General features: G+C 74.5%; 18 protein-coding genes. 3 read left to right on the forward strand and 15 right to left on the reverse strand.

The window, feature by feature from the left end; translation table 11 throughout:
* Positions 1 to 30 precede the first annotated feature (30 nt).
* Positions 31 to 1,515 carry an NAD(P)/FAD-dependent oxidoreductase gene (locus MicB006_RS01230; RefSeq protein WP_116503281.1) on the forward strand — a complete coding sequence of 495 codons (1,485 nt, stop codon included), beginning with the start codon at positions 31 to 33 and terminating at the stop codon, positions 1,513 to 1,515.
* A 4-nt stretch (positions 1,516 to 1,519) separates the two neighbouring features.
* Here the strand turns inward: MicB006_RS01230 and MicB006_RS01235 are convergent, their stop codons facing one another.
* From MicB006_RS01235 to MicB006_RS01245, 3 genes are read right to left on the reverse strand one after another with little or no spacing between them, the layout of a single operon-like run.
* Complete coding sequence (locus MicB006_RS01235) at positions 1,520 to 2,284, reverse strand: crotonase/enoyl-CoA hydratase family protein (RefSeq protein WP_116503282.1); 765 nt, start codon at positions 2,282 to 2,284, stop codon at positions 1,520 to 1,522.
* A gap of 40 nt (positions 2,285 to 2,324) precedes the next feature.
* Entirely contained in the window at positions 2,325 to 2,750 is a 426-nt protein-coding gene (locus MicB006_RS01240; RefSeq protein WP_116503284.1) for a PIN domain nuclease, read from the reverse strand.
* Entirely contained in the window at positions 2,747 to 2,956 is a 210-nt protein-coding gene (locus MicB006_RS01245; RefSeq protein ID WP_030500628.1) for a type II toxin-antitoxin system VapB family antitoxin, read from the reverse strand. The genes MicB006_RS01240 and MicB006_RS01245 overlap by 4 nt, the downstream gene beginning before the upstream one ends.
* A 110-nt stretch (positions 2,957 to 3,066) precedes the next feature.
* Between MicB006_RS01245 and MicB006_RS01250 the strand changes: the two genes are divergently transcribed.
* Positions 3,067 to 3,918, forward strand: coding sequence for a Rieske 2Fe-2S domain-containing protein (locus MicB006_RS01250; RefSeq protein WP_116503285.1), 852 nt, complete (start codon positions 3,067 to 3,069; stop codon positions 3,916 to 3,918).
* A gap of 1 nt (position 3,919) precedes the next feature.
* On the opposite strand, the gene MicB006_RS01255 is transcribed toward MicB006_RS01250, so the two are convergent.
* Genes MicB006_RS01255 through MicB006_RS01310 form a run of 12 tightly spaced genes read right to left on the reverse strand, consistent with a single transcriptional unit; the run spans position 3,920 to position 12,855 of the window.
* A complete protein-coding gene (locus tag MicB006_RS01255) occupies positions 3,920 to 4,936 on the reverse strand; it encodes a LysM domain-containing protein (protein WP_116503287.1) in 1,017 nt (338 codons plus the stop codon).
* Positions 4,937 to 4,950: 14 nt separating this feature from the next.
* Positions 4,951 to 5,382 carry a pilus assembly protein TadG-related protein gene (locus tag MicB006_RS01260; RefSeq protein WP_073826667.1) on the reverse strand — a complete coding sequence of 144 codons (432 nt, stop codon included), beginning with the start codon at positions 5,380 to 5,382 and terminating at the stop codon, positions 4,951 to 4,953.
* Positions 5,379 to 5,852: a TadE/TadG family type IV pilus assembly protein gene (locus MicB006_RS01265; RefSeq protein ID WP_073826664.1), complete on the reverse strand. Its 474-nt coding sequence runs from the start codon at positions 5,850 to 5,852 to the stop codon at positions 5,379 to 5,381. The genes MicB006_RS01260 and MicB006_RS01265 overlap by 4 nt, the downstream gene beginning before the upstream one ends.
* Positions 5,849 to 6,331, reverse strand: coding sequence for a TadE family protein (locus MicB006_RS01270; protein WP_073827074.1), 483 nt, complete (start codon positions 6,329 to 6,331; stop codon positions 5,849 to 5,851). The genes MicB006_RS01265 and MicB006_RS01270 overlap by 4 nt, the downstream gene beginning before the upstream one ends.
* A complete protein-coding gene (locus MicB006_RS01275; protein WP_013283462.1) occupies positions 6,331 to 6,540 on the reverse strand; it encodes a hypothetical protein in 210 nt (69 codons plus the stop codon). Before MicB006_RS01275 ends, MicB006_RS01270 begins: the two co-directional genes overlap by 1 nt.
* Positions 6,541 to 6,565: 25 nt before the next feature.
* Positions 6,566 to 7,429, reverse strand: a complete 864-nt coding sequence (locus MicB006_RS01280) for a type II secretion system F family protein (RefSeq protein WP_116503289.1) — start codon at positions 7,427 to 7,429, stop codon at positions 6,566 to 6,568.
* The gene (locus tag MicB006_RS01285; RefSeq protein ID WP_370013404.1) at positions 7,426 to 8,379 is read right to left on the reverse strand and encodes a type II secretion system F family protein; all 954 of its coding nucleotides are present in this window, start codon (positions 8,377 to 8,379) and stop codon (positions 7,426 to 7,428) included. Before MicB006_RS01285 ends, MicB006_RS01280 begins: the two co-directional genes overlap by 4 nt.
* Positions 8,322 to 9,863, reverse strand: a complete 1,542-nt coding sequence (locus MicB006_RS01290; RefSeq protein ID WP_116503290.1) for a CpaF family protein — start codon at positions 9,861 to 9,863, stop codon at positions 8,322 to 8,324. Before MicB006_RS01290 ends, MicB006_RS01285 begins: the two co-directional genes overlap by 58 nt.
* On the reverse strand, positions 9,853 to 10,686 hold the full coding sequence (locus MicB006_RS01295) for a ParA family protein (protein ID WP_116503292.1): 834 nt from the start codon (positions 10,684 to 10,686) through the stop codon (positions 9,853 to 9,855). Before MicB006_RS01295 ends, MicB006_RS01290 begins: the two co-directional genes overlap by 11 nt.
* Entirely contained in the window at positions 10,686 to 11,351 is a 666-nt protein-coding gene (locus MicB006_RS01300) for an SAF domain-containing protein (RefSeq protein ID WP_116503294.1), read from the reverse strand. Before MicB006_RS01300 ends, MicB006_RS01295 begins: the two co-directional genes overlap by 1 nt.
* On the reverse strand, positions 11,348 to 12,295 hold the full coding sequence (locus MicB006_RS01305; protein ID WP_116503296.1) for a hypothetical protein: 948 nt from the start codon (positions 12,293 to 12,295) through the stop codon (positions 11,348 to 11,350). The genes MicB006_RS01300 and MicB006_RS01305 overlap by 4 nt, the downstream gene beginning before the upstream one ends.
* A complete protein-coding gene (locus tag MicB006_RS01310) occupies positions 12,289 to 12,855 on the reverse strand; it encodes a hypothetical protein (RefSeq protein ID WP_116503298.1) in 567 nt (188 codons plus the stop codon). The genes MicB006_RS01305 and MicB006_RS01310 overlap by 7 nt, the downstream gene beginning before the upstream one ends.
* Before the next feature lie 558 nt (positions 12,856 to 13,413).
* Between MicB006_RS01310 and MicB006_RS01315 the strand changes: the two genes are divergently transcribed.
* The gene (locus tag MicB006_RS01315) at positions 13,414 to 14,190 is read left to right on the forward strand and encodes an A24 family peptidase (RefSeq protein ID WP_116503300.1); all 777 of its coding nucleotides are present in this window, start codon (positions 13,414 to 13,416) and stop codon (positions 14,188 to 14,190) included.
* The last annotated feature ends 23 nt before the right edge of the window (positions 14,191 to 14,213 follow it).

Raw genomic sequence — 14,213 nt, forward strand, 5'->3', positions numbered from 1 at the left:
GGTGTCCCGAAGGTGCGGAATGCTTGCGGAATGGCGGAGCCGGAACAGGTGGACGTAGTAGTGGTCGGGCTCGGCGTCGGCGGCGAGGAGGTGGCCGGGCGGCTCGCCGAGGCCGGCCTCACAGTGGTCGGCATCGAACGGGACCTGGTCGGGGGCGAGTGCCCGTACTGGGGGTGCGTGCCGAGCAAGATGATGATCCGGGCGGCGAACGCGCTGGCCGAGGCGCACCGCGTCAACGAGCTTGCCGGTTTCGCCCAGGTGCGGCCCGACTGGGCGCCGGTGGCGAAGCGGATCCGGACCGAGGCCACCGACACCTGGGACGACAAGGTGGCGGTGGAGCGGTTCACCGGCAAGGGCGGCCGGTTCGTCCGGGGCAGCGGGCGGCTCGACGGCCCGAACCGGGTACGCGTCGGCGACCAGGTGTTCCAGGCCCGGTACGGCGTGGTCCTCGGCACCGGCACCCGGCCCTCGGTCCCGCCGATCGACGGGCTGGCCGACACGCCGTACTGGACGAATCACCAGGCCATCGAGGTCGAGGAGCTGCCCGGGTCGCTGCTGGTGCTCGGCGGCGGCGCGATTGGGCTGGAACTGGCCCAGGTCTTCGCCCGGTTCGGCGTCCGGGTGACGGTCATCGAGGCGGCCGACCGGGTGCTGGCCGTCGAGGAGCCGGAGGCGTCCGCGCTCGCCGCCGACGCGCTGCGCGCCGACGGCGTGCAGATCCACACCGGGGTCCGGGCCGGCCGGGTCAGCCACGACGGCGGCGCGTTCACAGTGCACGCCGACGGCGCCGAGTTCACCGGCGAGAAGCTGCTCGTGGTGACCGGCCGCAGGGCGCACCTGGAGGAGCTGGGCCTGGACACCGTCGGGGTGGACGCCGGGCAGCGTTACCTGCCGGTGAACGACCGGATGCACGTCACCGACGGAATCTGGGCGGTCGGCGACCTCACCGGCGAGGGCGCGTTCACCCACATCGCCATGTACCAGGCCGGCATCGTGGTGGCGGACGTGCTCGACCACATGCGGCGTACCAAGGGCGGCCCGGACGCCAGCGGCACCGCGAGCGTGGTCGGCGGCGCGGCCGGTGTGGTCAGCTCGGTCGGCGGCGCGATGAGCGCGGGCGGGTCGACGGCCGCGCCCGGCAGCGTCCCGGTCGCCGACTACCGGGCGCTGCCCCGCGTCACGTTCACCGACCCCGAGGTCGGCGCGGTCGGCCTCACCGAGCAGCAGGCCCGCGAACGCGGTGTCAACGTCCAGGTCGGATACGCCGACCTCACCTCGTCGACCCGCGGCTGGATCCACAAGACCGGCAACGCCGGGTTCATCAAGCTGATCGCCGACGCCGACCAGGGCGTGCTCGTCGGCGCCACCTCGGCCGGACCGGCCGGCGGCGAGGTGCTTTCCGCGCTGGTCGTGGCGGTGCACGCGGCAGTGCCGATCAGCCAGCTCCGGCACATGATCTACGCGTACCCCACGTTCCACAGGGCCATCGAGGACGCGTTGCGCGCCCTGAAGTGACGCCTCAGCCGGTCGGCGCCCCGTGCCGGCCGGCCCCGGCGGCGAACCGGCCGGCACCGCGTACCCCGTCGATTGCCAGCGACTCCGTGCCGTAGGCCAGCTCGGTCGCCATCGCCTCCGGCTCCGGCCGGCCCGCGCCGTCCAGCACCGCCGCCCGGTCGTTGCGCAGGCACGTCCGCGGAGACCGGGCGATCGTGGCGGCCAGTTCCTCGGCCGCCGCGCGGGCCGCACCCGGCGCGACCAGCCGGTTGACCAGACCCATCGCGTACGCCTCGTCGGCCGGCACCGGACGGCCGGTGAGGATCAGGTCCATCGCCCGGCTCTCGCCGATCAGCCGGGGCAGCCGGACCGTCCCGCCGTCGATCAGCGGTACGCCCCACCGGCGGCAGAACACGCCGAGCGTCGCGTCCGACTCGGCGACCCGCAGATCGCACCAGAGCGCCAGCTCCAGGCCGCCGGCCACCGCGTACCCGGAGATCGCGGCGATCACCGGCTTGGACAGCCGCATCCGGGTGGGGCCCATCGGCCCGTCCCCCTCGGGCTCGACCCGGTTGCCGCGTGGCGTGCCGACGGCCTTCAGGTCGGCGCCGGAGCAGAACGTGCCGCCCGCGCCCCAGAGCACGGCGACCGCCGCGTCCGGGTCGGCGTCGAACGCGCGGAACGCGTCGGCGAGCGCCCGGGCGGTCGGCCCGTCCACGGCGTTACGGGCCTCGGGCCGGTCCAGGATCACAGTGGTCACGGCACCGGCGTGCTCGACGCGTACCCCCATGGGCCCAGCATGCCCGCGACGGCGCTGCCGCGGCTACGGCCTATTTGATCGTGTCGGGTCGGGTCAGCCAGTGCATCGGCTGGCCGGTGACGGCGCCGACCTGGTCGAAGTCCCGGTCGTAGTGCAGCAGCGAGAGGCCGTGGTATTCGGCGGTGGCGGCGATGAGCAGGTCGACGGCGCCCGCCGAGCGGTGCGTGCCCCGCGCGGTCAGCTCGCCCTGGATCTCGGCGGCGCGCTCGTAGATCCGGTCCGGCATGACCACCCAGCCGAAGGCGGCCCGGAGCTGCTCGGTCAGGCGCGTCCGGTCGGCGACCGACCGGGCGGTGTAGAGGAATTCCAGCTCGACAAGCGGGCACACGGCGAGCAGGCCCGCTGTCACCTGTTGTTCCCAGCGAGCCAGCACGTCGGGATCACGCAGGAGCCGGACGAGGGCGCTGGTGTCGATCAGGTAGTCGGCCAGTTTCACGAGCGGTAGGCGCCCTTGTCGAGCAGTTCGTCGAAGTCACCGGCCTGCCCGCGTTCGGCCAGCTCCGCCAGCGCCCGGGCGCGGCGCAGTCTCGCCGCGCCCTCGCGGAGAGCGACGTTCACCGTGTCCTTCTTGGTCTTCGTGCCGAACGCCTCGGCGGCATCCGCCAGCGCCTCGTCGTCGACGTCCACCAGGATCTTGGTCATCGCGGCTCCCTATATACGACTAGCCGTCCGAGTATATCCAGCGGGGAGGCCGTGCGAGGGAATTCCGGGGCGTCCGGTTTGGGCGCTCTCCTGCCGGGAAGTCGGAACGGGTGCGCGAACTACTGACGAAGATCGAACAGGCCAGCGGCCTCGACCGGGTGGGTGACCGGTTGCAGCGCGCCGTCCAGGGCACGCTGCGTTCCCAGCGGGTACGCGACGCGCTGCACGGCGTGTGGCTCGGCCATCCGCTGCACCCCGCGATGGTGCAGGTGCCGGTCGGCGCGTGGATCTCCGCCGCCGTGGTGGACCTGCTGCCGGGCCAGCGCCGGGCCGCCACCGCGCTGGTGGGCCTCGGCACGGTCAGCGCGGTGCCCGCGGCGGTCGCCGGGCTCAACGACTGGGCCTCGCTCTCCCGCGACCAGCGCCGGATCGGGCTGGTGCACGCCGCCGCCAACACGGTCGGCCTGGCGCTGTACGCCGGCTCGCTGGCGGCCCGCCTCAACGGGCGGCACGGGCTCGGTCGGGCGCTGTCCTACCTGGGTCTGTCCGCCGCGAGCGGCGGCGCGTACCTGGGCGGGCACCTCGCGTACAAGCAGGGCGCCCAGGCCAGCCAGAGCGTCTCCGAGCTGCACCTGATCAGCGACGGGTGGCACCGGGTCGGCGACCTGAGCAGCCTGCCCCGGCACGAGCTGGTCACCAAGAAGATCGACGAGGTCTCGGTGATCCTCTACCGGGACGGCGACGACGTCACGGTGATGCTGGAGCGCTGCCCGCACCAGAGCGGCCCGCTCGGCGAGGGCAAGGTGGAGCAGATCGACGGTCACGCCTGCGTGGTCTGCCCCTGGCACGGCAGCGCGTTCCGGCTCAACGGCGGCGAGGTCGTGCACGGCCCGGCCGCGAACGACCAGGTCGTGCTCCCCACCCGTGTGGTGGCCGGCCAGGTCGAGGCCCGGCTGCCCTGACTCAGTCCCGCCGGTGCCGCCCGCTGGACCCCGCGCGGGCGGGCACCGGCCGCTTGCGCAACCCGAGCAGCGCGCCGATCTGCGCGCCCACGATGCTCGCGACCGCCAGCACCGCCGAGATGGCGAGCGGACGGTTGATGCCCTCCTCGGCGGTGGGCCGGGACGCGCCCGCCGACATGGCCGGCGGCTGACCGACCGGCGCCTCCACGGTGGGCGTCGCGTCCCGCGGGGTGGGCTTCGGCTTCGCCTTCGGCGCGGTCGAGGACGCGCCGCCGCCACCCGGCTTGACCGGCGCGGTCTGGGCCGGCTTGGTGACCACCAGCCGCCCGGTGGCGTGCCGCCGGGCGCCGGAGTCCGTCGCGCCGTCCGGCAGTGTGATGAGCTGACCCGGGCGGATCCGGTCCGGGTCGGCGAGCCGGTTCAGCCGGGCCAGCTCCCGGTATCTGTCGAAGTCGTCCAGGTAGCGGTCGGCCACCTCGCCCAGGTAGTCGCCCTTGGCGACCCGGTACACCGCCGGGTCGCTGGTCTCCGCCGCGACAGGGGCCGGTGGCACGACCTGGCTCGTGGCCACGGCCGGTGAGGTGACGGCGGCGACCGCCGGGTGCGGCGCGGTGAGCGCGGCGGCGCTCGCCGCGGCCGGGCTCGCGGCCAGGATCAGCGCGACCGAACCGACGAGCGCGGCGGCCGCCTTCTGCTGGCGGTGCATGCCGGGCAGCTTCGGCGCCGGCCGGCGTACCGCCGCCGCGAGCAGTTCCACCACGACGGAGAACGCGAACGTGGCCCAGCCGAACCAGCCCACCACCGCCAGCGCCCGCAGGAAGAGCTGACCGTCGTCGCGGCTGGTCAACGTCGTACCGATCTCGGCGAACGTGGGTAGGTGATCCGGCAGCGGGTTGCCGGCGAACGCCAGCAACGCGACCGGCCCGCCGGCCAGCACGCCGACGAGCACGACGAGTGCGCCGAGCCCGGTGAGGACCTGGCCGGTGCGGCGGACGGGGGAGCGTCGGGGTGCGCCCATGGCGGCCTTCCTTCCTACGGTGGTCCGGTGAGCGCCCGAGCGGTGGCCTCACCGGAGACGATGGCGGTGTTCTGCATGCCGAACAGACCCAGCAGGTCCCGGCTGTAGGTGATCTGCACGCTCACCCGGATCTGGGTCTCGGCGCCGACCACGGGGAAGTCGACCTCGTGGTCGGTGACCCCGCCCGCGGCGTCGAGGTAGGCGGCGACCGCGGCGCGGGCGGCGACCTGGTCGATCTGCTTCGGGCCGCCCTCGATGGCCCGCGCGCGGTCGATCATCTGGCCGCCCGCGCGCGCCGCCTCGGCGGCCAGGTTGTCCGCGCGCTGGAGCGTGCGTAGTTGACCGGCGCCGTCGTAGGCAAGGCCGATGATCGCCAGCACGCCTGTCATCGCCACGGCCAGGAAGAGGCTCACCCGGCCGTTCTCCGCCTCCCGCCGCCCGGTCATCCGCGACTCCGGTAGGTGTCCAGCGGCGAGGTGAAGCGCGCCGAGACGGTCTTGCCGCCCGGCACCCCGGGCAGGCCGGGCGCGCTCAGGTCGTCGAAGGAGACGGTGCAGGTGACAGTGACCGTCACCGTCGCGGGAACGCCTGCGGCGCTCTGGTAGGCGGCGGCGAAGCTCGTCGTCGTACCGGCCACCGAGCCCGCGAGATCGATCTGGGGTGGGCCGGTGCAGTTCAGTCCCGCCCAGCCGAGCTGATCCCGGGCCGCGTCCTCGGCGGCCTCCGCGCCGTCGTCGGCGTTGCGGGCGAGCGAGGCGGCCCGGGCGGCGTCGTGAGCGGCCGACTCCACCGCCTCGTCCGCGACAGCGGTCCGCCCGGCGACCCCGGCCAGCACCATCAGCCCGATGAAGGCGGGCGCGAGCACCGCCACCTCGATCGAGACGGAACCCCGCTCCCGCCGCGGCCCGGCGCTCATCCGGTGGTCCAGCGTTCGGCCGGGCCGTGCGCGGTCTGCGTGACCTCGAACGAGACGCCCGGGATGACCGACAGGGAGCGTCCCTGCACCGTGCAGGTGACTGCGGTGGCGGTCTCGACGCAGGTCGGTCCGGTCTGCTCCCAGTCGACCAGCCAGTCGCCGGACTGTTGCAGGAAGCTGGTCGCCCGCTCCCGGCCGGCGTCCGGCCCGGCGTCGATCGTGCGCTGGGCGTTCACAGCGGTCTGCGCGGCGTTGAGCGCTGTGGACCGGGCCACGAACCAGACGGCGACCTGGATCGAGCCGAACAGCATCACCAGGATCACCGGCATCACCACGGCCAGCTCGACCGGGTTGGCGCCCCGCTCGCCCTCGGCCAGGCGGGCGCGCAGGGCGGCGGCGATCCGCCCCGGACCGGGCGGGCCGGCGGGCCGGCCGGCGTGCGCCGGCCGGCTCCGGACCGTACGGGCGGGGCGCGGCATCACGGGGCCTGCGGCGCCGTGTTGTTCGGGATGGCGTTCATCCAGTTGTTCGCCTTGGCCAGGGCGAGGCCGGTGACCGCCATGGCCACCGCGACCAGGCCGAAGATGATCACCGCGGTCGGCACCGGGCTGTCGCCGCGCTCGGAGTCCCGGCGCAACTCGGCGAGGCGGGTGCTCACCGCCACGTACAGGTAGGCGTAGAGGTGCATGGTCGTCTCCTTCTCGAAGGTGGGTTCACAGACGGGCGAGGAACGGATAGACGGCGAAGCCGAGCAGGACGAACACCAGCAGCGAGCCGGGGATGTCCAACTTGCTGGTGACCCCCTCGGCCCGGGCCAGGTTGTCGGTACGGATCTGGTCGCGCAGCGAGTCGGCACGGGACCGCAACGTCTCGTGCACCTGGGCGCCCTCACTGCCGGAGGAGCGCATGATGGCGCCCACGTCGCCCAGCTCCGGGATGCCGATCCGGTCGGCCAGCTCCTGCAACTCGTCCCAGGGCGAGTGCATCTGGAGCTGGGCGAGCCGCAGCGCCTCCCGGATCCGGTCGAAGACCCAGCCGTCGCAGACCGCCGCCGCGCGTTCCAGCGACTGCACCGGGCCGTGCGCGGCGGACAGCTGCAACGCCACCAGGTCGAGGTAGGTGCAGACCGCCTGCCGGAACTCGTCCCGGGCGGCGTCGGCCTTGGCCAGGACCGCGCGGTGCGCGAGCAGACCGGCGCCCAGCGCCAGGCCCAGGCTGGTCAGCACCGGTACGGCCACCGGCAGCGCCACCCCGCCGACGAAGAGCACTGCCGAGGCGACCGCCGGGGTGGCGAACCCGACGAGCGCGGAGAGCAGCACGGAAAGGGCGTACTGCTCGGGGGTGCGGTCGAGCAGGGCGAGTTGCCGGTGCGGCGGGCGCAGCCAGCGGGCGAACCCGCCGAGCCAGTCCGGCCCGGCGCCGGCGGCCGGGGCCTGGCCGGGCGGCTGGTGCAGCCGGCGCAGCGCCGGGCCGAGCGCCGGGGTGGCCGGCAGCGCCTCGCGGACCACCATGAACAGTCCGAGCCCGACCGCGCACCCGCCGAGCACCGCGATCGCCATCTGCCAGTTGAGGATCATGCGATCGCCTCCTCCAGGTCGGGCGCCGGCAGGAAGCGCGCGGGCCGGGGCGGCTGGCTCATCGAACGCACCCAGACCAGCAGGCCGACGAACGCCGCGCCGAGCACCGCCATCACGAGCTGGCCGGTCACGGTCCCGTAGGGACGGATGTAGTCGCTGTTCACCAGCCCGTACGCCAGCGTCGCCAGCGTCATGCCGGTGAGGAAGCGGACCGCGAACCGGGGCTGGGTGCGTTTGGCCTCGACCTCCCGCCGGGTCGCGACCTCGGCCGACGCGGCGGTGGCGATCGACCCGAGCACGTCGCCGAGGCGCTCGCCCCGGTCGGTGAGGTGCAGGATCAGCGCGGCCACCACCTGGTCGGCGACCGGGTCGGCGATCTCGTCGGCGAAGGCGAGTAGCGCGGAGCGGGCCAGCCAGCCGGCCTGGAGGCGGGCCGCGAGCGTGCGTACCTCCTCCTGGATCTCCTCCGGCGCGGTGGCGATGGTGCCGATGATGGCCTGCTGGAGCCCTTGGCCGGTGGCCGAGATGTCCTTGAGCCGGCGGGTCCACTCGCCTACGGCTTCGACCCGGGCGATGGCCCGCTGCTCGGCCCGGCCCACCGCGAACAGCCACGGCACGCCCGGCACCGCGAGCGCCACCAGCAGGCCGACCACCGGCAGCCCGGTGAGCAGGAACGCCGCCGCTCCGGCGACCACCGCGGCGCCGAGCAGGAGCTGGTAGCGGCGCTGGTCGGCGCGGCTCGCGCCGGAACCGGTCCAGAGCCGGCTCAGGCCCGGCCCGGCGCCCGGTGCCGGACCCGGCGGGCGGCGGGTGCCGACGAGCGCGACCACCGTCAGCACCAGCCCGGCCACGCAGGCCGCGCCGGAGACCAGGGCGATCAGTTCGATCTGCGTCACGCCGGGCCTCCGCTCGGCCGCGCCCCGAGGCGGGTGTGCCGGGGCCGCCGCCACGCGCCCACACCGGCCTCCACGAACCGGGTGAGCAGCCGGGCGTCGTAGCCGACGCGCAGCAACTGCTCGCGGATGCGTTCGGGCAGGTGGCGGGGGACCGCGCGGCCGTCCGGCCCCGGACCGAAGACGCTGGTCGTGGTGATCCGGTTGCCCTCGCCGACGCCGATGACCTCCTCGACGTGCGAGACGAAGCGGTGCTTGCGCCCACCGATCGCGGTCTCGTCCTCGACAGTCACGTAGACGATCAGGTCGAGCGCGTTGCCGGCCATCCGGCGGGCCTGGTCGACTGTCATCTCCCGGCCGTGCGACAGCGCCAGCTCGATGATGCGTTCGCTCACCCCCGAGGGGGTGCGCGCGTGGATGGTGCACATCGACCCGCGGCTCGTCGTCATCGCCTGGAGCATCGGCACGATCTCCCGGGACCGCACCTCGCCGACGATGATCCGCAGCACGCCCATCCGCAGCGACACCGGGATCAGGTCGGCGATGCTGACCTCACCCGCCGGCCGCCCGTCCGCGCCGCGCTCGCCGTGCCCCTCGCGGGACTCGAAGCTCATCACCGCCCGGTGCTTGTGCCCACGCCGGGCAGGCAGCAGTTCCCGGCTCTCCTCCAGCAGCACGTACGGCTCGTCGGCCGGGATCTCGTCCATCAGCGCCCGGATGACAGTGGTCTTCCCGGCACCGGCGAGCCCGGCGACCATGATGTTCAACCCGGCCCGCATGGACGCGCGGAGGAAGTCGCGCAGCAGCGGATCGATCATCTCGTCCAGGTCGGGCCGCCCGCCCGCGATGTCCTCCAGGCTCACCGCGAGCGTGTTGTGCTTGCGGATCACCGCGTACGGGCGGTGGCTGACCAGGAACACGGCGGCGAGGCGGCTGCCGTCGGGCAGTTGCAGGTCGAGCGTGGGCTTCGAGGTGGACAGCGAGCGTTCGGTGGCCCCGGCCCGGCGGGCCGCCGCCTGGAGGATCTCCACCAGCTCGTCGTCGGTCTCGGCGATCGGTTCGGCCCAGTCGACGCCGCCGCCGTGCCGGGTGATGCGCACCTGGTCGCAGCCGAGGATGTGCACCTCCTCGATGCTGTCGTCGACGAGCAGCGTCTGGAGCCGGCCCAGCCCGACGAGTTCGGCTGTCACCTGGTCGAGCAGCAGCCGTTCGGAGTCCGCTGCCATCGGCGTGCCGGACCGGCGTACTGAGTCGGCGTACGCGGAGACCACCGTGACGGCCAGCCGGGCGCGCTCGACCTCCTCGGCGTCGGGGTCGAACTCGCGTCCGCGCTGCCAGTGGGTGAGCCGTTCGCTCAGCTCCCGGCGCAGCTCGCGGACCACAGCGAAGTCGATCCGGGGGCGCGGCGGCGGGGCCGGGGGCGCGGCGGGGAGCGGGCCGGGGACGTGGTGCCGGCCGTTCGGCGGCGCCAGCGGCGGGACCGTGGAGACGACGCCGGGCTGCTGCCCGCGCGGGTCGTGGGAGACCGGCTCAAACCGCACCGGACACCCCCGGCATGCTCGGCGCGGTCACCGCGCGCGGTGTGGTCGCACCCGGCCAGGCGAGCCGGGCCCGCCGCCGGTCCAGCAGCGCCCGGACCGGCACCTCCAGGGCGCCGGCCGCGCGCATCAGCGGCCGGTTCGCGCGTACGGTGCCGCCGTGGCCGAGCACCTCGGCGGTACGCGGGTCGTGCGGCAGGCGGGCGATCACCGGCAGCCGCAGCGCCTTGCTGATCTCGCTGGTGCCGTGCCCGTCCCCGACCACGAGCAGCCGCAGCGTGCCCGGCGGTACGCGGTGCTCGGTGAGGTCCCGTTCGATCGCCCGGGCGGTGGCCCGGGTGGCGGAGAGGTCGGGCAGGTTCGCCCGGGTCACCAGCAGCACCACGGTGGCGGCCCGGAGCAGCGGCCACGGCGGACCGCCGACTGCGAGCCGGCCACAGTCGACGAGCACGTCGTAGGGCGGTTCGCCCCGCTCCAGCCCGGTGAAGTAGTCGGCGAAGCGCTGCCAGAGCGGGATCACGCTGCCGGCCTGGGCCGGGTCGACCACGCCGGGTAGCAGCAGCCGCTCGCGCCGGGGCGCGTCCAGGTCGACCAGCTGGGACCAGAACGTCTGCTCCAGGCTGCCGTCGCGCAGCTCGCCCACCGCCAGCTCGCCGATGCCGCGCGGGCCGTCCAGGGCCCCGCCGAGGTAGCCGGCGAGGATCGAGCCGCCCGCCGGGTCGCACTCGGCCAGCACGAGCCGCCGATGCCAGCTCAACGCGGCGGCGAGCGCCGCGGTGGTGACGCCCGGCGAACCCTTCGCCGAGACCAGGGCGATGATCGCCATCAGGCCGCCTCGGTGAGCACGAGCGCGATCCGGTCGTCGGCGGCGAGCGCCACGACCGCCGGCACGTCCCGCACGGTCAGCGCCAGGTAGACCACCACGTCGCCGTTCTGCGGCGTGGCGGTGTCGATCACGGTGCCCTCGAACCGGGTTCCGCCGCCGCGGGACGCGTCGGTGCCGTTCGTGGCGTTGCTCGGCGTGCTGACCAGCAGCACCTTGTCGCCGGGGTTCAGCTTTCGGGCCGGCACCTGCTCAGGTTCCAGTCCGAGCGCGATCTGCTGCTGGCCGGGGCCGAGCAGCGGGGCCTCGGTGAGCTGCGCCGGGGTGAGCAGCGTGCCCGGAGTGAGCCGGACGGCCGCCCGCAGTCCCAGCACCTCGTCCATCCGGTCGGCCGGCACCGGCTGGAGTTCCCGTCCGCCGGAGACGCGCACCGGCACCAGGTCGTCGGCGGTGAGCTGCCGGCCCACGTCGACCGGCCGGGCCACGGCCAGGTACATGCCGGTGGAGCGCACCGAGGTGACCGCGAACGCCGCGCCCAGCCCGCCGAGGGCGATCAGCAGGATCGCCAGGCCGAGCAGGCCGGGCCGGACACGTCGCTGCCGGACCACCTTCGGCGGCGCGATCGGCGCCTCCATCGGGGTTCCGTTGCGGGCTGCCACCACACTCATCGGGTCACCACCTGAAGCTCGTTGATCTGTACCGGGATGACGCCGCTGGACCGGCTCTGGGCGATCACGCCGCTCTCGCCGCCGCCGGACCACTCGACGGTCCAGAACGTCGTGGCGCTGACCTGGTAGGTGTCGGCCTTCGGATAGCCCGCGTCGAGACCGCAGTCGGGCGAGGTCAAGCCGGCCCGCGGCCCGTCGGCCCGGTACGGCGTGCCCGGTCCGTGGCAGGTGACGTCGATGTCGTCGGACATGTGCCAGACGATCCGGTCCACCCGGGCGGTGATCCGGACGGTCAGCCCGCGGTCCGAGGCGGAGGCGTTCAGCGGCCCGAAGTACGCCTCACCCGGGCTGGCCCACATCCAGACCGGCAGCCCGACCAGGCCCGGTCCCTGACTGCGCCGGGGCGCGACCGAGGCCCGGGGTGGGAGCAGCGAGATCGAGGCCAGCGCGCGTCGGGCCAGTTCCTCCGGGTCCGGCGGCGCGCCGTAGCCGGGCGGCGGGGCGTCCAGGAGTTCCTGGCGCATGCTGCCCGTGTCGCCGCCGTTGCAGGTGAGCTGGTACCACTGCTTGCCGGGGGGCGCCTCGTCCTGCGGCTCGGCGAGTTTGTAGTAGCAGCCGTCGGCGTTGTTGAACCAGCCGAGCGCCTCGTTGTAGCAGGGGATGACGCGGCCGTTCCACTGGCACTTCGGCGCGCCCCCGCCGTTGCCGCCGCCGTTGTCCCCGCCACCGCCCGGTCCGCCCGGTCCGCCGGGGGTGCCGCGGTCGTCGTCCCAGACGTCGCAGTCGGTCTGTTCCGGCGGGCACGAACCGCCGGGGTCGGCGGCGCGCGCGGGTGCGCCGGTGAGCGTCAGCAACGCGGCGAGGCCGGCGGCGAGCAGCAGCCGGCGGAGCGTCCCGGCCCGGGGCTGGCGGGCCGGGACACCCCATCCTCCCCAGGTCAGCACGGCTGGTCCTGATGTGCGGCGCCGCCGTTGATCAACCACCGGCCGTCCGGGAAGCGGACCGCTGTGGCGGTGGCGAGGTAGCGCCCGCCGCGGGTGCCCGGCACGGCCTTGCGGTCCTTGGCGTAGACGAGCCGGTAGCCGCTCGCGTCCAGGCAGTCCTGGATCTCGACGGTCGGCGGGCGGGCGGCCAGGTCGACCGAGACCACAGTGGGATCGGAGACCAGTTTCCCGGTACGCATCGCGCCGTGCTCCTTCGCGTCGAGAATTGCCATTCGCACCCGGGTCAGCAGCGGATCAGCCAGAAAACGGGCCAGAGCGGGATGGGACGGATCGCTTCGGGCGCTCGCCGCCCGGGACGCGTCGAGATAGCCGGAATACGCGGCAAGCGCCGCCTTTTCGGCTTCCTTCTCCGCCGCGGCGGAATGGGTGGCGGGGGCGGCGGCGCGGCCGGTGAGCGGGCGGGTGGCCGCCTCCGGCTCGGTGCCGCAGCCGGTCGCGCCGACCGCCAGCGCGAGGCTGAGCAGGTAGATTTCCCATCGGCGGGATTGCCGTGTGCGCAACGCCGATCCCTCCTCGGTGCCGGCCCGGGGCGATCACGCCGACCCGCTCCGGGCATGCGGAAGCGCGCCCGGAACTGTCACTCCGGGCCCCCGTCGCCACCACTGGTATTGACCTGTACTGATTGCTGCGGACTCTGTGCCCTGACTCCTCCGACGCCAATTGATCGGGGGTTGCGTCGTACCCAAGGGGCGAGCATAAGCTCACGTCCGCCGATGCAACAGAGGCAATTCACGTGAACACGGTGAGTGAAGACGGGAGGTGGTGGCCGGTGTGTGTCGTCACGATGACGAGCGGGCTTCCGGTGGGCTCCGGCCCGGCGGGCGTGTGCTCACCCGTACCCGCCGCGCGGGTGCCGACGAGCCGTCGGTATGGGTGGGGAGCGTGCCGCTCGTCCGATCCGTCCCGTCGTCCACCCGGTCCGGGGTCTCGGTGCGCTCCGGCCCGCCGCGCGTCGCGTCTCACGCCGGCCCGGGTCCCATCCGTCACATGTGGACGGACCAAGAATCACTCTGCGTGCTCCACGATGGAACCGTGGGCAACCGGACGGGGGAGCCGGCGTGACCGCTGAACGGGTACGGCGTACCGGACCGGTGGCCGAGGTCCGCCGTCCGGTCGTCCGGCTGCTTGCCGCCCTCGCGGTCGTACCGCTGCTCCGGCTGGCGGTGGCGCGCTACGCCGTACCCCCGGGGTCTCCGGACCGGACGGGGTGCGACGGCTGCGCCGCCCCGATCGGGCTGGACCGGCCACTGCCGGCGCTCGGGCCCGGCGCCCGCTGCCCGGTCTGCCGGGGCCGGATCGGCGCGGCCCCCGCAGTGGTGGAGGTGGCGTTGCTGCTCGCGGTGGCCGTGCCGGTGCTCGCCGGCGGCGTGCCCGCCGCGCGCCTGGCGCTCGCCTGGTGGCTGCTCTGGGCGGTGCCGATGACGATCGTGGACGCGATGGCGCACCGGCTGCCCGACCGGCTCACCTGGCCGGCCGCGGCCGGCGCGTGGGTGCTGCTCGGGGTGGCCGCGTTGACCGGCTCGGGCGCGGACCCGTGGATCCGCGCCACAGTCGCCGCTCTGGCGCTCGGCGGCGGCTTCGCCGCGACCACGCTGCTGCTCGGGCGGCGCGGGTTCGGCCTCGGCGACGCCAAGCTGGCGCTCGGCGCGGGCGCGCTGCTCGGCTGGTACGGCTGGCCGGTGCTGGTGGCCGGGCTGGTGCTCGCGCTCGTCCTCGCCGGGCTGGCCGGGGTGGTGCTGCTCGCCGCCCGGCGGGTCCGCTGGACCGGGCACCTGCCGTTCGGGCCGTTCCTGGTGCTCGGCACCGCCGCCACGCTGGTGCTCGTCACCGTGTGATCGGCCACCCGCAGGTGCGGGCG

Source organism: Micromonospora sp. B006, from assembly GCF_003408515.1.
Taxonomy (GTDB): Bacteria; Actinomycetota; Actinomycetes; order Mycobacteriales; family Micromonosporaceae; genus Micromonospora; species Micromonospora echinospora_A.

Excerpts from the sequence above, each read along its gene's own strand:
- MicB006_RS01230 (WP_116503281.1), top strand. The coding sequence starts at position 31 with ATGGCGGAGCCGGAACAGGTGGACGTAGTAGTGGTCGGGCTCGGCGTC.
- MicB006_RS01255 (WP_116503287.1), bottom strand. The coding sequence starts at position 4,936 with ATGGGCGCACCCCGACGCTCCCCCGTCCGCCGCACCGGCCAGGTCCTC.
- MicB006_RS01235 (WP_116503282.1), bottom strand. The coding sequence starts at position 2,284 with ATGGGGGTACGCGTCGAGCACGCCGGTGCCGTGACCACTGTGATCCTG.
- MicB006_RS01300 (WP_116503294.1), bottom strand. The coding sequence starts at position 11,351 with ATGAGTGTGGTGGCAGCCCGCAACGGAACCCCGATGGAGGCGCCGATC.
- MicB006_RS01295 (WP_116503292.1), bottom strand. The coding sequence starts at position 10,686 with ATGGCGATCATCGCCCTGGTCTCGGCGAAGGGTTCGCCGGGCGTCACC.
- MicB006_RS01265 (WP_073826664.1), bottom strand. The coding sequence starts at position 5,852 with ATGAGCGCCGGGCCGCGGCGGGAGCGGGGTTCCGTCTCGATCGAGGTG.
- MicB006_RS01260 (WP_073826667.1), bottom strand. The coding sequence starts at position 5,382 with ATGACCGGGCGGCGGGAGGCGGAGAACGGCCGGGTGAGCCTCTTCCTG.
- MicB006_RS01270 (WP_073827074.1), bottom strand. The coding sequence starts at position 6,331 with ATGCCGCGCCCCGCCCGTACGGTCCGGAGCCGGCCGGCGCACGCCGGC.
- MicB006_RS01245 (WP_030500628.1), bottom strand. The coding sequence starts at position 2,956 with ATGACCAAGATCCTGGTGGACGTCGACGACGAGGCGCTGGCGGATGCC.
- MicB006_RS01275 (WP_013283462.1), bottom strand. The coding sequence starts at position 6,540 with ATGCACCTCTACGCCTACCTGTACGTGGCGGTGAGCACCCGCCTCGCC.
- MicB006_RS01280 (WP_116503289.1), bottom strand. The coding sequence starts at position 7,429 with ATGATCCTCAACTGGCAGATGGCGATCGCGGTGCTCGGCGGGTGCGCG.